This window comes from Paenibacillus pabuli, from assembly GCF_039831995.1.
Lineage (GTDB): Bacteria > Bacillota > Bacilli > Paenibacillales > Paenibacillaceae > Paenibacillus > Paenibacillus pabuli_C.
The window spans coordinates 1,253,351-1,270,827 of record NZ_JBDOIO010000004.1; the positions used below are offsets into that span (position 1 = coordinate 1,253,351).

At 48.2% G+C, this 17,477-nt stretch carries 19 protein-coding genes; 9 read left to right on the top strand and 10 right to left on the bottom strand.

Annotated elements, in window-relative coordinates:
• Positions 1-20 precede the first annotated feature (20 nt).
• Entirely contained in the window at positions 21-2,003 is a 1,983-nt protein-coding gene (locus ABGV42_RS25225; RefSeq protein ID WP_347384186.1) for an ATP-dependent DNA helicase, read from the top strand.
• Positions 2,004-2,328: 325 nt separating this feature from the next.
• Here the strand turns inward: ABGV42_RS25225 and cysK are convergent, their stop codons facing one another.
• From cysK to ABGV42_RS25245, 4 genes are all read right to left on the bottom strand, one after another.
• Positions 2,329-3,279 carry a cysteine synthase A gene (gene cysK / locus ABGV42_RS25230; RefSeq protein ID WP_347384187.1) on the bottom strand — a complete coding sequence of 317 codons (951 nt, stop codon included), beginning with the start codon at positions 3,277-3,279 and terminating at the stop codon, positions 2,329-2,331.
• 194 nt (positions 3,280-3,473) lie between these two features.
• Complete coding sequence (locus tag ABGV42_RS25235) at positions 3,474-3,860, bottom strand: hypothetical protein (protein ID WP_347384188.1); 387 nt, start codon at positions 3,858-3,860, stop codon at positions 3,474-3,476.
• Positions 3,861-4,242: 382 nt separating this feature from the next.
• Complete coding sequence (locus tag ABGV42_RS25240) at positions 4,243-4,476, bottom strand: hypothetical protein (protein ID WP_095290332.1); 234 nt, start codon at positions 4,474-4,476, stop codon at positions 4,243-4,245.
• Positions 4,473-5,510, bottom strand: a complete 1,038-nt coding sequence (locus ABGV42_RS25245; protein WP_347384189.1) for a nucleotide-binding protein — start codon at positions 5,508-5,510, stop codon at positions 4,473-4,475. The genes ABGV42_RS25240 and ABGV42_RS25245 overlap by 4 nt, the downstream gene beginning before the upstream one ends.
• A gap of 762 nt (positions 5,511-6,272) precedes the next feature.
• Between ABGV42_RS25245 and ABGV42_RS25250 the strand changes: the two genes are divergently transcribed.
• Positions 6,273-6,995 (top strand): YitT family protein, encoded by a 723-nt coding sequence (locus ABGV42_RS25250; RefSeq protein ID WP_347384190.1) that lies wholly within the window; start codon positions 6,273-6,275, stop codon positions 6,993-6,995.
• Between the two features lie 122 nt (positions 6,996-7,117).
• Here ABGV42_RS25250 and ABGV42_RS25255 read toward each other — a convergent pair whose 3' ends face one another.
• The gene (locus ABGV42_RS25255) at positions 7,118-7,570 is read right to left on the bottom strand and encodes a DUF2188 domain-containing protein (protein ID WP_347384191.1); all 453 of its coding nucleotides are present in this window, start codon (positions 7,568-7,570) and stop codon (positions 7,118-7,120) included.
• A 203-nt stretch (positions 7,571-7,773) separates the two neighbouring features.
• Between ABGV42_RS25255 and ABGV42_RS25260 the strand changes: the two genes are divergently transcribed.
• Positions 7,774-8,574 (top strand): lipid II flippase family protein, encoded by an 801-nt coding sequence (locus ABGV42_RS25260; protein WP_347384192.1) that lies wholly within the window; start codon positions 7,774-7,776, stop codon positions 8,572-8,574.
• A gap of 40 nt (positions 8,575-8,614) precedes the next feature.
• Here the strand turns inward: ABGV42_RS25260 and ABGV42_RS25265 are convergent, their stop codons facing one another.
• The 4 genes from ABGV42_RS25265 to ABGV42_RS25280 all read right to left on the bottom strand — a co-directional run bounded on the left by ABGV42_RS25265 (position 8,615) and on the right by ABGV42_RS25280 (position 11,129).
• Positions 8,615-9,016, bottom strand: a complete 402-nt coding sequence (locus ABGV42_RS25265) for a hypothetical protein (RefSeq protein ID WP_347384193.1) — start codon at positions 9,014-9,016, stop codon at positions 8,615-8,617.
• Entirely contained in the window at positions 9,013-9,219 is a 207-nt protein-coding gene (locus tag ABGV42_RS25270) for a helix-turn-helix transcriptional regulator (RefSeq protein ID WP_347384194.1), read from the bottom strand. Before ABGV42_RS25270 ends, ABGV42_RS25265 begins: the two co-directional genes overlap by 4 nt.
• Before the next feature lie 206 nt (positions 9,220-9,425).
• Positions 9,426-10,388: a peptide-methionine (S)-S-oxide reductase MsrA gene (gene msrA / locus ABGV42_RS25275; protein WP_347384195.1), complete on the bottom strand. Its 963-nt coding sequence runs from the start codon at positions 10,386-10,388 to the stop codon at positions 9,426-9,428.
• 129 nt (positions 10,389-10,517) lie between these two features.
• A complete protein-coding gene (locus ABGV42_RS25280; RefSeq protein ID WP_347384196.1) occupies positions 10,518-11,129 on the bottom strand; it encodes a TVP38/TMEM64 family protein in 612 nt (203 codons plus the stop codon).
• 198 nt (positions 11,130-11,327) lie between these two features.
• Between ABGV42_RS25280 and ABGV42_RS25285 the strand changes: the two genes are divergently transcribed.
• Together ABGV42_RS25285 and ABGV42_RS25290 are read left to right on the top strand one after the other, a co-directional pair.
• Entirely contained in the window at positions 11,328-12,266 is a 939-nt protein-coding gene (locus ABGV42_RS25285) for a Gfo/Idh/MocA family protein (RefSeq protein WP_347384197.1), read from the top strand.
• A 54-nt stretch (positions 12,267-12,320) separates the two neighbouring features.
• The gene (locus ABGV42_RS25290) at positions 12,321-12,635 is read left to right on the top strand and encodes a hypothetical protein (protein ID WP_347384198.1); all 315 of its coding nucleotides are present in this window, start codon (positions 12,321-12,323) and stop codon (positions 12,633-12,635) included.
• A gap of 21 nt (positions 12,636-12,656) precedes the next feature.
• On the opposite strand, the gene ABGV42_RS25295 is transcribed toward ABGV42_RS25290, so the two are convergent.
• Positions 12,657-13,475 carry a helix-turn-helix domain-containing protein gene (locus tag ABGV42_RS25295; RefSeq protein ID WP_347384199.1) on the bottom strand — a complete coding sequence of 273 codons (819 nt, stop codon included), beginning with the start codon at positions 13,473-13,475 and terminating at the stop codon, positions 12,657-12,659.
• A gap of 158 nt (positions 13,476-13,633) precedes the next feature.
• On the opposite strand from ABGV42_RS25295, the gene ABGV42_RS25300 reads away from it, so the two are divergent.
• The 4 genes from ABGV42_RS25300 (at position 13,634) to ABGV42_RS25315 (ending at position 17,302) form a co-directional block, all read left to right on the top strand.
• Positions 13,634-14,746, top strand: a complete 1,113-nt coding sequence (locus tag ABGV42_RS25300) for a Gfo/Idh/MocA family protein (RefSeq protein ID WP_347384200.1) — start codon at positions 13,634-13,636, stop codon at positions 14,744-14,746.
• A 216-nt stretch (positions 14,747-14,962) separates the two neighbouring features.
• On the top strand, positions 14,963-15,931 hold the full coding sequence (locus tag ABGV42_RS25305) for a sugar phosphate isomerase/epimerase family protein (protein ID WP_347384201.1): 969 nt from the start codon (positions 14,963-14,965) through the stop codon (positions 15,929-15,931).
• A 24-nt stretch (positions 15,932-15,955) separates the two neighbouring features.
• Positions 15,956-16,684 (top strand): ThuA domain-containing protein, encoded by a 729-nt coding sequence (locus ABGV42_RS25310; RefSeq protein WP_347384202.1) that lies wholly within the window; start codon positions 15,956-15,958, stop codon positions 16,682-16,684.
• A 321-nt stretch (positions 16,685-17,005) separates the two neighbouring features.
• Entirely contained in the window at positions 17,006-17,302 is a 297-nt protein-coding gene (locus ABGV42_RS25315) for a winged helix-turn-helix transcriptional regulator (protein WP_148565210.1), read from the top strand.
• Positions 17,303-17,477 lie beyond the last annotated feature (175 nt).

Consider the following 17,477-nt stretch of genomic DNA (forward strand, 5'->3'; position numbering starts at 1 on the left):
TAAGGACCGCTTGTATAAGAATGGAGGCTGACCAAGGATTGTCTACACAACGTTATCCTTTTGCATATGACCCGGCAGAGCCCTTTGTATCCCGTTTGGGGGAGTGGGTGGCTGATGTTTTTTACGATATTTTGCCTGAGTCCGGCTTCGAGGTACGGGATGAACAGATTTTTATGGCGTACCAGCTCGAACGGGCCTATGGAGATAAAAAGACCATTATGGCTGAGGCCGGTGTAGGGACAGGCAAGACCTTAGTCTACCTGCTCTATGCGGTCTGTTATGCACGTTATACCGGCAAACCGGCAGTGATTGCCTGCGCCGATGAGTCATTGATTGAACAATTGGTGAAGCCGGGCGGAGATATTGCGAAGCTGGCTGAACATCTGGATCTTCAGGTGGACGCTCGTCTCGGTAAATCACCAGATCAATACGTTTGTTTGAACAAATTAAGTGCGGTAAGATTCGCGGATGAGGATGCGCCTGTCATTGAAGAAGTACATGAGAGCCTGCCTGATTTCGTGAATACACCTGGAACGCTTCAGGCTTTCCATCCCTATGGTGACCGTAAACAGTATCCGCATTTGAACGATCGCCAGTGGAATAAGATCAACTGGGACCCATTCCAGGATTGCTTTGTTTGTCCAAAAAGACAGCGCTGCGGCCTGACGTTATCACGTGATCACTATCGCCGCTCCAAGGACATCATCATCTGTTCCCATGACTACTACATGGAGCATGTGTGGACCTATGAGGCACGCAAACGCGAGGGACAGCTGCCGCTGCTGCCTGATCACAGCTCGGTTGTCTTTGATGAAGGGCATTTGTTGGAAGAGGCCGCGCTGAACGCACTCAGCTACAAACTGAAACACCGCATCTTCGAGGAACTTGTAACCCGGCTTTTGGAAGGGGAGATTCGTGAAACCCTTGCAGAACGTGTGGACGAAGCCATTGAGAGCAGTGAGCGACTGTTTAGACTGCTGGATACGTATACGGTGGCGATTCCAGGCTCAGAACGGAAGGAAGTTCGGGTAGAAGCGCCGCTGCTGCGTGAAATTGAACGTCTGACCGGTGTGCTGGATGCGATTGGGGAAGAGCTGGTATTCGAGAGCGGATTGTTCTCGCTGGATGGGTATCAGATGAGGGTTGTGGAAGAGCACTTGGACATGATTCAGACCGCATTGTCATTGTTCCGCAAGGAAGACGGGTACATCTGCTGGGCTGAAGAGAATGAAGATGAGACAACGTTGTCCATCATGCCGCGCACGGTAAAAGAAATCCTGAACGAGCGCGTGTTCAATACGGGGATTCCAATTGTATTCTCGTCTGCAACACTGTCTGTGGACAATTCCTTCCGTTATGTGGCGGACAGTCTGGGCATTGATGATTTTGTATCGTTCTCGGTTGCTTCTCCATATGACTATGCGGACAAAATGAAGATGAAAATTACAGATCAAGCTGTACCAGGTCACCCGGAGAACGAAAATCGAATGCGAGACGCTGTGTCCATGCTCCAGGAGAGCGGAGGTCGTGCGCTTATTCTGTTCCGTACCATGGAAGAGCTGCTTGCGTTTAAACAGGACATTGTTCATGTTCCGGAAGCACAAGGACTGCGCTTCATGTATGAGGGAGATCGGGAGATCAGTGATCTGATCGCAGCGTTCCAGGAGGATGAGGAGAGTGTGCTGTGCTCCGTCAATCTGTGGGAAGGGCTGGACGTTCCAGGACCTTCATTATCCAATGTTATGATCTGGTCGCTTCCGTATCCACCGCAGGATCCTGTCTTTAACGCTAAACGCAGTGCATCGGCGGCACCATACGAAGAGATTGATCTTCCATACATGCTTCTGCGCGTGAAGCAAGGTCTGGGTCGTTTGATCCGCACAAGCAGTGACTCGGGTTCTGCAGTCATTCTCGATGAATCGCTGTATACCAAAAAGGAAGCCAAAGACCGTATTGCGGCTCTGCTTCCCAAAGGCGTGGAATGGACGACGCTGACACACTGATTGGTTTACATTAAATGTTCTTGAAATGACTCCTTATCAAGGTAAGCTCTTGTTCTCTGCAGATTAACAATCTGTGGTTGAGCAAGAGCTTTATTTTAATTTTGATCTGTATATTTTCATATTTTCCTATCGGCAATGAGGTTTAGAGTATAGGCGAAGGTTAACGAGCCTCAGTAACGTTATTTCATCAAAAAAATGACCTCTCCCATCTAAAAACGACCAATTCGGCGAAGGTTCATAGAACCAATGGATGCGAATAGGCTGCCCTCGGTCATCTTTATGACTCATGGGGCAGCCTTGTTTAGGGGGACAGATTCTGGATGTGTTAAAAAATGCCCATGCTCAAATACCGTTCCCCGGTATCCGGCGCAATACAGAGCACTCGGCTACCTGGCCCCAATTCCCTCGCAATGCGCAGTGCGGCCCACGCTGAAGCGCCTGACGAAGGGCCGAGCAGCAGCCCTTCACGGGCAGCAAGCTGCCGCATCGTATCCAGTGCATCCTCATCGGACACCTGGATAATGGAGTCCCACACGTCGGTATTCAGAATGTCCGGAATGAATCCGGGACTTGTACCGACGAGCTTGTGGGGACCGGGCTCGCCGCCGGATAGCACGGGTGAACCTTTGGGCTCCACCGCATAGATCCGGATATCCGGCAGCTGCTTGCGCAGCTCTTCACCAGTTCCGGTGATGGTGCCGCCTGTGCCTGCAGTTGCAATGAACGCATCCAGCTTGCCCTCCATCTGCTGCATAATCTCTGGAGCAGTGGTAACCCGGTGAATGTCCGGATTGGCCTGATTCTCGAATTGCTGAGGAATGAAGCTTCCCGGAATGTCAGCGTGCAGCTCTTTCGCTTTGCGGATTGCCCCGGGCATCCGCTCAGCCGCAGGAGTAAGCACGACATCTGCGCCGTAGGCTTTCAGAATGTTGATGCGCTCTTTGGACATATTGTCAGGCATGACCAGAATGGCCTTATATCCTTTGGCAGCTGCATTCATCGCCAGACCGATGCCGGTATTGCCGCTGGTCGGCTCGATGATAGTTGCTCCGGGAAGCAGCAGGCCTGCCCGTTCAGCCTGAACGATTAAGTTGTAAGCTGCGCGGTCCTTGACACTGCCGCTTGGATTGAAATACTCCAGTTTGACATATACGTCAGCAGAGTCGCTTCCTGTGAGCCTGTTCAGTTTTACGGCCGGCGTCTGCCCGATCAACTCGGTTACATTGGCGGCAATGCCCGTATATCTGGATGGTTGGTTACCCGAAATTGAATTCATGAAGTACAACTCCTTGAGTGATGAGACGTCTGAGGGAATTCTGACCATAGAAGTCTGTCTGCCTTAGCAAGGGCGGCAGTCTTGTATGTTCTAGGAGAATTCATTACACGTCTGAATAGGTTCATTGTCGATAACGTTCCCTTCCATCTTAATGAACCCGGCCTCTCCGGGTCAACCTGTATTCCCAGTTCAAGCTATAAGCGCTGCGTCAGATCAATATGCAGATGCCGGCTGAGTTCTTGCTTGACTTCATTACGTGCGAACGTCCAGAGCATGTAGAACCGCTGCCAATATCCTCTGCACAGGTAGAGCGTTTCGATGCCTTCCTTTTCACGTTTCTCCTCTAGAATCTTGACACCACGTTTCCGCATCTGCTGCTTTACCGCCAGCATTTCTTTGAGCACCTGATTTTGAATGCGGGTTAGGGACAGGACGTATACCTCGGGCATTTTCAGCAGAAGGGTATCCAGGGTGCGAATATCTCGTTCAAGCACATCCAGGAGCAGGGTACGCACAACAAGGCTTTTAACCAAACGGTGGTCTTCATCCGCAGGGGATGGGGCGGAAGAGGAGGATGACATACATTCACTTCCTTAACCTTGAGATCGAAACATATTTATTTACAGAACATGTGTTCTTATATTATAATCAATATATGCAAGGATGATACGGAATACAACAAGAAAAAAATGGGATCAAATTTTCAGCAGGACCATGTTGTTCAATTAAGGGGATCAGGACAAGCGTGCTCCAAAATTTAGGTATAATTTTTGGGTTTTGCAGGAAACCTAAGAGCGTAAGAAATAGCTTAATGCAATTACAGGATTGGATTCCTAAGTAGCAGGGAGAGAACGGTCCGGTTTGTTTGCAGAAGAATGCTAACAAAAAAGCCCCAGCCTTGGGCGGCGGGGACTGTGAAATGCTGCCGATTCAGCGGCAGGCTCGAGAACGTTGCATAGAAGGTTAAGCTAAATATTGAGGTTTCTCGTACAAAGCTTCTTTTTCCAGGATGACCTTATAAGGTCGTTCCTTCCCCTTAAGCGAGGGGCCGATCGTAATTAGCGGGACGGCCGGTTTGTGGAAACGATCTTCTTCCTTAGGTTCCGGAACCGGTCGTGATGATTCGGGCGCAGAGCTGAGGCGTACCTTTTTTTCGCTGCCCCAGCGCTTGCTTATTTTTTTCATTTCCGGTTTCATTCCGGTTCGCCTCCTAACAAATCGTTGATGGCGTTAAACAGTTGACGATTCTGTAAGTCAATCTGCTGAAATACCGCCTCATCCGCTTCTATATGTCCAATAATATGAACCGTAATCACATACCTCTTGGCTACAGGATAGCATAGCAGATATTCTTTCTCAAGGTAATCGTCATACAGGTTAATCTTGATTTTATTTTCGCGGTAAGAATCAATGACCAGGATGCGCTTTGGGTCATCCGGCTCCTTGTCGTCATTGGCAGACAACTCATATTTTCTCCCCGGTTCCCCTACATTACCACATAATTGCTCGATATAACCACTGTCATCTGTACGGTATATGGCCGTACCACGTACTGCAAAAGGAGGATGGGACACAAATGCCGTGCGAAGAGCATCGCTCATTCGGTCAAGCATGACGGCATCCGCTTTGCGAACCCGCAGCAATTCTCTGAAGAATCTCAGCAGTTTGAGCAGTTGTAACCGTGCTTCTCCTTCAGTCACTTTATGCTGATTGATGATTTTCTCCAATTCTGGATCAACCCATCGTCCTTGTTCCTCAATACTGTCAGCGATTTTGGAGCATGCGACCGAGACGGCTGGCGCCCACTTTCCATCAGAACGAATTTCGTAGACCAGTGGATTCAAACCAAGCAGATCGGTAGGCATACGCAATCCTTCAATTTTTGTGGCATCCTTGATGTCCGTAATATCCTCAGGAAGAATGAAAAAAATACGCTTTCGTCCCAACCGGCCCATAAACAAACCCATTTCCAGCATTGTATTATCCCGGACGGATGCATAGTACTTCCCGCGAATTTTGGATATATCATCCGGATGAAAAATAAAAATGGCAAAGTCCGTCGTGCGCACCTCTGTTTCCAGATCGTCCATCGTATAGCTGCTTGGATTGAAAACACCGGAGTACCAAGGAGTAACTTCGGCTGAGAAACGCAAATTTTCGTGTACTGCGGCTGCAATCGGCTTCGCTTCCAGCGAGCAGCCAATAAAGACTCTTGGCTTCAACGTTTTCATCAATCCGCCTCGCTTAAACGGTAGTGGGAATCAATTGTTATATTATACCATAAACAGCAGAGTAAGTCTGGAAAACGTCCGCGCCGGTCAAGAATAAGCCGATTTTCATTTGCTATAGTGTATGTAAAAGCTCCCGATGATTCCTTTAAAATTCGCTTAAAAATAAAAAATGGACCCAAATTGTCACAGTTGGGTGACTGGACAGTTATATTCGCAGTCATCGGTCATAGAATGAAGGAGCAGGTTGCACCATTAGTTAGCATTGTTTGTCCTGGTGTGGCTGTTTGACTGCTGGAGCCGTCCAGAGCATGCTTTATGCGCATTTTTGAAGGGTCTGCTGTTTAGACCCGTCCACGTCGGTGTTATATAATAGAAGAACAAGCAAGTTAGCTATAGAAGTTTAAACTAAACCTTTACACGTTAACGGAGAGTGTAGACCCAAGAGGGGTTACAATCGAAGTGATTAGTGTAAAGTATATGTTTAATTGAAATAGCTAACCACAAACAGACAGAAAGGATCAGGATACCATGAGTTCCCGAAGGACAATCTCCCCAAGGACGATCTGGAAACGTTACGATCTCTCATACACTTAGCGCCCCTTGTAGAGTAAACCAACCGTATTCCAAAAAAACGGCTGACTCTGCGAAAGAGGGGATTGGAATGAATATTCGAAGGACAAATACGATGATTTCTTCCAGGCTTGCCTTTTGCAGGGTACGGTCGGTCTAAAAAACCAACCTACAAACTGCGAGGGAACCTGAATGAAGAGAACATCGTTAACCAAACAACACATTAAAGCTGAGGCGGTAAAACTCGCCATCATGCTGCTCGGTACTTTTATTTTGGCATTTGCTTACTATCACATTAATTTTCAGAATCATTTATCGGAGGGCGGATTTGTCGGTCTGGCCCTGCTCGGAAAATACGTAACGGGGTTATCGCCTGCCATCGGCATGCTGTTACTCGACATCCCGGTCATGATCCTGGCTTGGTTCATCAAGGGCTGGAAGTTCATGATCCAGGCGCTGATTGGCGTCGGCGCATTTTCCCTGTTCTATGACGGCTTTGAGCGATACTCCACATTGCAGATGTCATTCAACGGAAACCTGTGGATTCCGGCAGTCCTATCCGGCGTATTGACGGGTGTAGGTGCAGGGATCGTGCTCCGATTCGGCGGAGCGACAGGTGGAGATGATATTCTTGCCGTGCTCGTTAGCCGCTGGAAGGGATGGAAGCTGGGAACGGTTTTCTTTGTCAGCGATGCGTTTGTATTGGGCCTATCCCTTTTCTTTCTTCCGGTAAAGGAAACTTTATATACCATTCTGGCCGTATGGATTGCCAGCAAAGTCATTACGTACGTAGTCAGTGTTCCGGCACGCCGGACCGTTACGACCTCAGCTGTGAAGGTATCCATGCCTTCTGCAGCGAAAGCAGTAGCTACCCCTGCACCCCGGGCTTCCGTGGCTAGAGGGGTCACCCATTAATGGAAACAATCAAAAAGTCCTTTTGACTGCCTGAGTGGCGGTGAAAAGGACTTTTTGATTGTTTTTCTAAGCTGGAATGTTAGTCTTCCTATGGATTCAGATCAGGGCGATTCACAAACCTGTCAGGGTTTGATGGAAGAAGCGATCTGTCCATCCTGGTTGTGAATAATGGCCCGAATGTTCTGCTCACTGCTGATTTCTTTGGCGGCGTCCACCGCTTCAGATTTGGTATCAAATGTGGATACATGTTTGGATTGGCCTTCTTCCTTAATGGCCCAGCCTGAATCCGTGGGTACGACGTGAATATTGTCATGGCTTTTGGAAGAGGAGACGGGTTCCGAATGGCGGCGTTTAGAAGCAGAACCGCTATCACCGGATGATTGGCCCGAATCCGATGAGTCTTGTGCAGGATGGTTCTCATCCCATTCTTCGGCTTTGGCCGTGGCTATGGCTATCGCGCGTCCTTCCTCATACCCGTCATCAAGCAGGGCATTGGCAATATCAATCGCTTTGTGTCTGACACGGGGCTCCAGATTTTTCATGGATACCGGATAATCCTTCTTGTTCCAAGGCATGCCTGAGTCCCTCCTGTATAGTAATGAGTTAGTTGTATATTACCCTGTGGGAGAAGGGATAAACGATAAATTGGATAGGCGGAGAACGGGAAATGATCGATGATGCAGGGATGGCATTCCTATACTTTTGCAAGCTGGAGGGGTATAATGCTGTAACATGTACAAATATATCCAATTACAGGAAGGTAAAGGAGTACAATCCTATGTTCAGTCTGAGTCTGGCTATTCCGATGCTGTTTACCATGCTTATACATGCTGCAGACAGCCTGTCCTATGCGCTTCGTCTTGGAGGGCTGCGAACCCGCAGAATTGCACTTGCCCTTTCATTGTCAGGGATTCTGCTGTTGGTATCCCGTACATCCAACATGGCCCAGGGGCCGATGGTAGGGAATTTGGTGGATACTGCAACGAGTGGGGGGAACTCACATTTTGCCGTGCAGCTGCACTGGCTGATGGGAGCGGCGACAGCAGGAACTGCAATCGCCATCTTTTGTTTTCCAACAATGGTGAAACTTGCGTCCAGAATGGTTGTTCATTTTGAAGCAGCGGGCTCCATTCCGGCGATGGTACGGGGGATGTTGAACGGAACCAAGATCAGAAACGCAACTTATTATTTTACGCCGCCCTCTTGGAAGATGGCTAAGCGATTAGTGCAGCATGGAATGCCGAAACGTTTGATGACGCTAAATGTAGCGGTGACAGCCATTTATACGACTGGTGTATTGTCCAGTTTGTACGCAGCGTACCTGTATCCAGGTCAGGCAGTTGCTGCATCTCAATCGACAGGGTTGATTAACGGAATCGCAACCATTTTGCTGACGATCCTGATTGATCCGCGAATTTCCCTGCTCAGTGACAAATCCCTGCGAGGCGAAATCCGTTTGGACCGAATGAATCAGATCTATGGCTGCATGCTGGTATCCCGTTTATTCGGCACACTTCTGGCTCAATTGCTGCTCATTCCATTTGCGTACTGGATTGGCTGGATCGTTGGTTGGATGTAGCAAACAGGGCGTAAGGGGAGGGACGATGAAGCAGGCCTTGTTAATCCTCTGCCGCCCTGTATTTGCGCATGTGAACCCATTCGATAAAAGGAAGCGTGACCATGGAGAGTCCAAGCAACGATAATAGCAGGAGACTTGGCTCCTCATGGGCCCATTGGTCTATCCCAACAGCGACAAGGATAAACAAGGTAAGTAAAAAATAACCCACCTTCGAGCTCTGTTCTGTAATGCGTCTACCCAGCTCTTCGTCCTCACGAACCCCATCCTGATCCTCTTTGGTACCCCAAGTTAGGGCCGACAGGAAAAGGAGGGTAACTGCACCGAGTGAAGCGATATCGTTGAAGCCAATATCCTTTCCTGTTGCCGTACGATAAATAACGGTAGTAAGCACAATGAATGCTGCAACACCTGTAATGGCCGTTTTCCAATGCTTGATCTTCAATTCGGATTCTTCCTTTCATAAAGAAATAATTGCTCAATGGTGACCTCAAGCGCCTGAGAAATGGCAAATGCGAGCGGCAGACTGGGGTCATATTTGTCATTCTCTATGGCGTTAATGGTTTGTCTGCTGACGTCGCACAACTCGGCGAGTTTACCCTGGGATATGCCCAGCTCTTCCCGCAGCAGCTTAATCCGGTTTTGCATAATCAACCTCTCTTCGTGCCATTAGGTTGTAAAGAACTTTTTACATCTGAATTGTAAATGGAAAAAAGTGTGGGTGTCAAGAACTCTTTACAACTCGTATCTGTTCGAAGAATAAGATGAAAAAAGCAGGAGCAGCGGTGATCACCCGCTGCTCCTGCTTTTTATAACCTTGGTATGGTTGCACATTTCAGTCAATCGTATTCCATTTATTTGAAGAGGACAGCGTACTCACCGTATCCCTCTTTTTGCAAGTCTTCCTTCGGTACGAATCGAAGAGCCGCGGAATTAATGCAGTACCGCATTCCACCCGCTTCGACAGGACCGTCGTTGAACAGGTGTCCCAGATGGGAATCCCCTTTACGGCTTCTGACTTCGGTACGAATCATGAAATGGCTGAGATCTGTTTTTTCCTTCACGTTGTAATCACGCAATGGACGCGTGAAGCTTGGCCAGCCGCAGCCAGAGTCGTATTTGTCCGTTGAACTGAACAGAGGCTCGCCAGAGACGATATCCACATAGATTCCGTCACCGTGGTGATCCCAAAACTCGTTGTGGAACGCTGGTTCCGTTGCATTATTTTGGGTCACTTCGTATTGCAGCGGAGTCAGACGCTCTTTCAGATTGCTTTTATCCACATTGCCGGACCAGTTGCGCTCGATGAAATCTTCGCGTCCGGAACCTTTGCGATACCGTTTATAGTGGGCCGGATTTTTGTGGTGGTAATCCTGATGATGTTCTTCGGCCTCATAAAATGGTTTGGCTGGCAAAATAGGTGTGAAGATCGGCTTGTCAAACCGTCCGCTCTGCTCCAAAGCTGCTTTGGAAGCTTCCGCAATCTGACGCTGTTCCTCGCTGTGATAGAAGATGGCCGTCTGATATGAGGATCCGCGGTCATGGAATTGTCCGCCTGTATCTGTCGGATCGATCTGCTGCCAGAATAATTCGACGAGCTTCTCATAAGGGAAGATTGCAGGGTCGAACGTAATTTGTACGGCCTCTACATGTCCTGTCGTCTCCGAACAGACTTCTTCATAGGTTGGATTCTCGGTATGTCCTCCTGTATAACCCGATACGATCTTATGGATTCCGGGCAGTTCCTCAAAGGGGGATACCATACACCAGAAGCATCCGCCTGCAAATGTTGCTTTTTCGCTTAAATGTTGTTCCATGCTATAGTCACTCCATTTCTGATGAAGATCAATGAATTTGGCTTACGCTTCTATTATATCCTGAATTGGCAAGCCAACCAAGCCGGACAGGGAGGATGAACCTTATGAATCAATGCAGATGCTAAATAATTACGTCTTTTTTCTCGACCGAAAACGAAATAGCAGTAAGACAAGGCCCATAACGGCCAAGTATCCCACCAGAATGAGCAGACTCATCCAAATGGAGGTTTCTGCCTGCGCCCCCGCATAGGCAAAAACTAAAATCGCAGGCATTTTGCCGATGGCGGTAGCGACCATGAACACCCAAAATGGTGTGTAGGTCATGCCAGCATAGATATTGACCGCAGTTTGAGGTACAACGGGAAGCAGACGAAGCGTCATGATGCCCATAAAGGGATGCGCCTCCATCCAGGTGGTGAACCGGCTCAATCCACGGATGCGATCCAGGTAAGCTCTGGCCTGATAACGAAATACATATCTGGCCCCGGCATATACAAGCAGCGCGGCGAGTGTGGTCCCCACCCAGCATACCCAAGCTGCTGTCGTGGTGCCGTAACTGTATCCCAGGGCTGCGATTACAAATTTGTAGGGAATAACAGGTACGAGCGCAAAAAGCATTGCTATGATAATGAGAAGGGGAATGGACTGATTCTGATCGGTCCATGCCAGCAGTTCATATCTGTAAATAAACGTGACTCCGGCGAGCAAAACATACAACAGGAGCCATAACCATTTCCGCAAATCCCCAAACGCTCCTTTCAGGTCAGGACATTCTTCAAATCTCCTGCTCCTACATGCCTTTCTACCCAAGTGTACCACGTTAGCCAGGGAACCGGATAATTCAATCCTTTGATGCTGGATCAACTGGCAAGTTGCTGTCTGAAGGGTTACACTATAGGTCGTGGAACTTAGAACTCATCTGAAGGTGGAATGCTTATCATGGTATCAACAAAGCGAACCCGAGCTGCGATTATCGGACTTGGGGGTATTGCGCGCAAAGTATATTTACCCCTGTTAACCGCGCATCCTGAAGTGGAAATTGCCGGTATTATGAACCGGTCTCCAGAGCCGGTAGCGGCTGCTCAGCACGCATATAGATTAGATAACGGAACGACGGATCTGAAGGAACTGTTGTCATGGGATCTGGATGCCGTTTTTGTACATACAGCGACGGAAGCACATTTTGACATTGTTATGCAATGTTTGGAACGGGGACTGGCTGTATACGTGGACAAACCGCTGTCCTACACCTTGCGGGAATCGGAAGAGATGACTGCATTTGCCGAGGCACAGGGGCTGCTCCTTGCTGTAGGCTTTAACCGGAGATTTGCACCGATGTACCAGAAAGCGAAAGCATGGATGCAAGGGGGACAAGGGTTCGAATCCTTGATGTTAACGAAGCACCGGACAGGCATTCAGAATCTTCCTGCAGCGAAAACCATCTATGATGATCTGATTCATATGCTGGATCTGATGTTATGGTATTCGGATCACAATGTGGAGTTGGTTCATCAATGGATCCGCAAGAATGAAATGGACCAGCTGCTTCATGCTGCCGGATCTGCCAAGCTTGGAAGAAAGGCCATCGGACGATTCGATATGGTACGCGAGGCGGGGGCTGACCTGGAGAAGATCGAACTCCACGGCGGAGGCAGATCGGTGGAAGTTGTGAATATGGAAGAAGCCAGATATACCGAACGCGGAGAGCTTGAACGTAAGGAAACCTTCGGCAGCTGGGACTCCATATTAACGCGCAGAGGATTTAGCGGAGCCGTAGATCATTTCTTGGCTAACCTGGACACGCCGGACGATTGCATCATTAGCTCCAGTCACGTAATGGATAGCCATGAGCTGGCAGAGCAGCTGATCCGTAAGTGATTCTTTTTTGAGAGAACGGAATGAATAACATAACTCATATGGAGGAATGACATCATGGATGAATATGAAAAAGAACGAAGAAAACAGATTGAGGAAGCGGTCGTAGAAACCTACAAACAGGAAGAAGAAATGATGATTCTGGTATTTGCCCAGTGGTGTGCCAATCATGGACTGGACCCAGAAGAGATGTACCGGCAAGCCTACCCGGATCAGCAGAGTAATGAGCAGCTGCAGCAAGTGCTGAAGCTGGTTGTGCCGAAGGAGGAAGCCGGCGAGATCCCGGATGATACCGTACTGGGTGTGTTGTCCATGTTTGGCAACGAAGACTTGGCGATGGTGGTATCCGAGGCGATTGCCGCGCGCAAATAAGTAGGATTAACGTATAATACCTTACATCTGTTCCCGGTGAATGAGGCGGAATTCCTTCGGCGACATGCCGAACCGGGAGCGGAATACACGGTGGAAATACGTGTAATTGTTAAATCCGGACGATTCAGCGACATGCTCCAGCGTCATCGGACTGAAAATGATCCGTTCCCTGGCCATGTTCAGCCGTACGTCCAGGGTGTACTGCATGATACTTTTGCCAAACGCCTCCTTGAAAAGATGAACCCCGCGCGACACGCTGATGCCAACATGGGTTGCCACATCTTCTAGCTTGAACAGGGATGAAGCATTCTCCTCGATATAATTTTTTATTTCATAGGCCACATAATTGGTATTGGTTATCGTCGGATGCTCGGAGAGAAGGCGATCGACTTCCAGACACAAGATACGCATGTAGTAACTGGAGATCTCGGGATATGGATTGGATATTCGGCGCTGCTCCAGCACGAGTTGACGGAACAGGGTCAGCAGGCTTTCGGTCAATTCGACCTTAACCCGGTTCGGTCTCTTGTGGCGTTCCCACCATTCATCCACCCAGGAACCATTGAAAAAGATATGGTAGTCGCCGCTCTCTACGAGTCGTTCCCCCATCGGATTACGCTCATTGTCTATTTTGAGTTCATAAGGCTCGTCCGGACTGAAAAGAAGCAGATCGCCCGCATCGACGAGCAACATCTCGCCATTGATTCTTGCCCGGCAGCGACCATCGGTCTGCAGCCTTAGAAGGTAGTTCTTAACCCCATCGGGATGAATACCAGCATAGGGTTTGCGATGAAATGAGAAGCCTGCTGTAAGAACCTGGCAGGAATAATCGGTCGGCATTGGCATACTCCTTGCAATTTGAAAATTATGACCAGATAGTTCATGTTTCGATCATATTATTCATTTTAATTGAACCCAAAACGGAATACCATAGTATTAAATTCAAGGCACAACATTCATCACAGCTTCTCACCATGCGTAAGGAGATGAACGTCACATTGGAGAAAATAAAAGCAGGCATCATCGGGTGCGGTAATATTAGCGCCATATATCTGGAGAATCTCAAAAATAGCCCTCTCATTGAAATTGTAGCTGTTGCGGACTTGATCCGTGAACGTGCTCAGGAACGGGCAGATGAATTTAATATCGCAAACGTTTACAATGTAGATGAGTTGCTGCAAAATAAGGAAATCGAGCTTGTGCTGAACCTGACGGTGCCTGGCAGTCATGCCATGACCGATCTGGCTGTGCTCGAGTCAGGCAAGCACGTGTATGCCGAGAAACCACTGGCTATTTCTCTCGAAGACGGCCGCAAGGTTATCGAACTCGCTGAAGAAAAAGGATTGTATGTCGGTTCTGCACCAGACACCTTCCTTGGATCAGGCATTCAGACAGCACGTCAGGCTATCGTAGATGGTCTGATCGGGAAACCGATTGCGGCTACTTCTTTCTTCATGGGTGGCGGACCCGAAGCATGGCATCCCGATCCGGAGTTCTTCTATATTGCGGGAGGAGGACCTATGTTTGACATGGGACCTTACTATCTGACAGCTCTGGTTACATTGCTTGGACCGATTCGGAGAATCAGCTCCTCTGCAGGCATTCAGATCACGGATCGCGTGATAGGATCGGGACCGAAGGAAGGAACGCCTCTGCGGGTGCAAACTCCGACGCACCTGGCGGGTACCATTGATTTTACCGACGGTGCCATTGCAACGATGATCACCAGCTTCGATATTCGTGGAGCTTCGGACTTGCCGCGGATTGAGATTTACGGAACCGAAGGCACGCTGAGTGTACCGGATCCTAACTTCTTCAATGGTGAAGTAAAGCTGCGCAGATTCGGTCAGGACACGTGGGAGACGGTAACCCCTGTTTTTGAGAGCAAACAAAATGAACGCGGAATTGGTGTTACCGAGATGGTCGAATCCATTCGTGCCGGACGTGAACACAAAGCCAGCGGCCAGCTCGCGTATCACGTGCTTGAAGCGATGCATGCATTCCAGCGCTCTTCATTGGAGGGCAAGCACGTCATGCTTGAGAGTACTTATGATCCAAGTACAGTAACCCAAGCGAATGAGGATCAGACAGAAACTGTGCAATCAAATTAAGGCAATTCAGTTGATTCAAAGTTGAAGTGAGGGCAACACAAGAAGGTGGTTTTTCCATCTGGAATAACCAGTATTGTTACGTTTAATTTCAGGATAGAAACGCTCCAGATTTTCCACACTACGAAGACAAACTTGTGATCTGAACGGTACATTTATGCAGTTCTTGGTTCATTTAATCAGCAATTATACGATATTTAATCCAGGGAGGAATCGCACTTGAAACTCGGCGTATTTTTGGTACTATTCGGAGGACGTAAATTGGAGGATGCACTTGATTACGTAGCATCCAAGGGTTTGAAAGCAGTTGAGATCGGAACCGGAGGACATCCAGGCAATGCACATTGCAATCCGGATGAACTTCTGAACAATGAAGCAGCATTGAAAAACTTCAAAAATGCAGTGGAATCACGCGGTCTGACCATCAGCGCACTGAGCTGTCATGGTAACCCGCTTCATCCACAAAAAGATATCGCCAAAGGTTTCCACGATGATTTCGTGAAAACTGTTCAATTGGCTCAAAAGCTGGAAGTTCCTGTAGTGAACACATTCTCCGGTTGTCCGGGAGACCATGAAGATGCGAAATATCCGAACTGGCCTGTTGCACCGTGGCCGAATGATTTCCAGGAAGTGTTGAAATGGCAATGGGAGAACAAGGTCATCCCTTACTGGACAGAGTGGGGCAAGTATGCAGCAGATCATAATGTGAAAGTAGGATTGGAATTGCATGGTGGATTCTCAGTGCATACCCCAGCCACTTTGTTAAGACTGCGTGAGGCTGCAGGGGAAGTTATTGGTGCTAATCTGGATCCAAGTCACATGTGGTGGCAAGGAATCGATCCGGTTCAAGCGATCCACATTCTTGGACGTGAAGGTGCAATCCATCACTTCCATGCCAAAGATACAACGATCGATCCGGTAAACGTAAACAAACATGGTTTGACAGATATGCAGGATTACACTAACATGCTTGACCGTGCTTGGCAGTTCCGCTCGGTTGGCTATGGTCATGATAACAAGACTTGGGCAGATATTATCAGTGCCTTGCGTCTCGTAGGCTACGATTATGTTGTAAGTATTGAACACGAAGACGGTCTGATGTCGGTTGAAGAAGGATTCTCTAAAGCCGTACAAAATCTCCAGCAAGTATTGATTGAGGAACCGCTGGGCGACATGTGGTGGGTTTAGAGCTACACTAGGGGGAAATTGAATATGATTAACGTCACCATTTGGAATGAATTTGTCCATGAGAAAATTCACGATGAAGTAAGGGGAGTCTATCCGGATGGTTTGCACCGGGCGCTGGCAGACGGACTTGGCGGCGAAGGATTCGCGATTCGGACAGCTACACTGGATCAGCCTGAACACGGACTAAGTGATGAGGTGCTGAATTCCACAGATGTGCTGATATGGTGGGGACATATGGCACATGATCGCGTAAGTGACGAGATCTCACAGAAGGTTGCACAACGAGTGTTGAACGGCATGGGATTGATCGTCCTGCATTCCGGGCATTTCTCCAAACCGTTCAAGGCATTAATGGGCACCAGTTGTGATCTGAAATGGCGTGTGGCTGACGAGCAGGAGATCGTATGGTGTGTCAATCCATCTCATCCCATTGCGGATGGGATTGAAGGCAAGATTGTACTTGAAAAAGAAGAAATGTACGGTGAATTCTTCGATATTCCGGTACCCGATGAGCTCGTGTTCGTAAGCAACTTCCAGGGTGGGGAAGTGTTCCGAAGCGGCTGTACCTTCCGTCGCGGCGAAGGCAAGATCTTTTACTTCCGTCCAGGCCATGAAACCTATCCGACGTATTACAAGCCGGAAATCCTTAGAGTGATCAGCAATGCAGTAAAATGGGCATATCCTGCCCACAGCTTCAAGCCGCAATTTGGCAAGAGTGAACCTGTAAGACCATTTGGTGGCGTGCTGGTCTAGGCCGCAAAGGTAGTATCTGATTGGACAAATGAAACGGTATACCCTAGAACCCTTCTCCGAGTCAAATATGACTGTGGCAGTTGGGTTCTTTTTGGGTAAGATAGGTACATGGGAGTTATACGATATTTGCCATGGTTCATCGAATCATCCTGAGGTATACTGTGTTGTATGGTCGAAGTGGAATAATGCCTATTAAATTTTAACTTTTTTACGGCAGACGTTTTCTTTGAGACGTAAATGTGTTATTATGAAATATACTAACAAAATGTAAGTTGAGTGATCTCTAAAGAGGTGATTAATGTGGAAGGCCAAGATTTGCGGATGTGTCCGCGTTTTGAGACGGCGTTCTCGTTTTTAGGCAAACGCTGGAACGGTCTGATTATTCAAACGTTGATGAGTGGGTCAAAGCGATTCAAGGATATTTCCAATCTGATTCCGTCGATGAGTGATAAGATGTTATCTGAACGGATGAAAGATCTGGAGAGTGAAGGTATTCTGATTCGTCATGTTTATCCCGAGACGCCTGTTCGTATTGAATACGAACTAACAGAAAAAGGGAAAGCGCTGCAGCCTGTAATGAACCAAATTCAGGACTGGGCTGAGCAATGGGTAGATTAAACGATACGTATGCCCAGGCTCAATCCTGTGACCTGACAACAAAGAGCTCTTGATTTCGTTGAAATCAGGAGTTTTTTGTCTCTATACTCCGTCAACTCAGTCATAGTTCTTAGCCAGTTCGGCATTCAGGGATGTAAGAAACCAGCTTTTTCCTGCAGGTCCTGCACATATTGAC

Coding starts and splice junctions, on each gene's coding strand:
- ABGV42_RS25225 (WP_347384186.1), top strand. CDS start 21: ATGGAGGCTGACCAAGGATTGTCTACACAACGTTATCCTTTTGCATAT.
- cysK (WP_347384187.1), bottom strand. CDS start 3,279: ATGAATTCAATTTCGGGTAACCAACCATCCAGATATACGGGCATTGCC.
- ABGV42_RS25235 (WP_347384188.1), bottom strand. CDS start 3,860: ATGTCATCCTCCTCTTCCGCCCCATCCCCTGCGGATGAAGACCACCGT.
- ABGV42_RS25240 (WP_095290332.1), bottom strand. CDS start 4,476: ATGAAACCGGAAATGAAAAAAATAAGCAAGCGCTGGGGCAGCGAAAAA.
- ABGV42_RS25245 (WP_347384189.1), bottom strand. CDS start 5,510: ATGAAAACGTTGAAGCCAAGAGTCTTTATTGGCTGCTCGCTGGAAGCG.
- ABGV42_RS25250 (WP_347384190.1), top strand. CDS start 6,273: ATGAAGAGAACATCGTTAACCAAACAACACATTAAAGCTGAGGCGGTA.
- ABGV42_RS25255 (WP_347384191.1), bottom strand. CDS start 7,570: ATGCCTTGGAACAAGAAGGATTATCCGGTATCCATGAAAAATCTGGAG.
- ABGV42_RS25260 (WP_347384192.1), top strand. CDS start 7,774: ATGTTCAGTCTGAGTCTGGCTATTCCGATGCTGTTTACCATGCTTATA.
- ABGV42_RS25270 (WP_347384194.1), bottom strand. CDS start 9,219: ATGCAAAACCGGATTAAGCTGCTGCGGGAAGAGCTGGGCATATCCCAG.
- msrA (WP_347384195.1), bottom strand. CDS start 10,388: ATGGAACAACATTTAAGCGAAAAAGCAACATTTGCAGGCGGATGCTTC.
- ABGV42_RS25285 (WP_347384197.1), top strand. CDS start 11,328: ATGGTATCAACAAAGCGAACCCGAGCTGCGATTATCGGACTTGGGGGT.
- ABGV42_RS25290 (WP_347384198.1), top strand. CDS start 12,321: ATGGATGAATATGAAAAAGAACGAAGAAAACAGATTGAGGAAGCGGTC.
- ABGV42_RS25295 (WP_347384199.1), bottom strand. CDS start 13,475: ATGCCGACCGATTATTCCTGCCAGGTTCTTACAGCAGGCTTCTCATTT.
- ABGV42_RS25310 (WP_347384202.1), top strand. CDS start 15,956: ATGATTAACGTCACCATTTGGAATGAATTTGTCCATGAGAAAATTCAC.
- ABGV42_RS25315 (WP_148565210.1), top strand. CDS start 17,006: ATGTGTCCGCGTTTTGAGACGGCGTTCTCGTTTTTAGGCAAACGCTGG.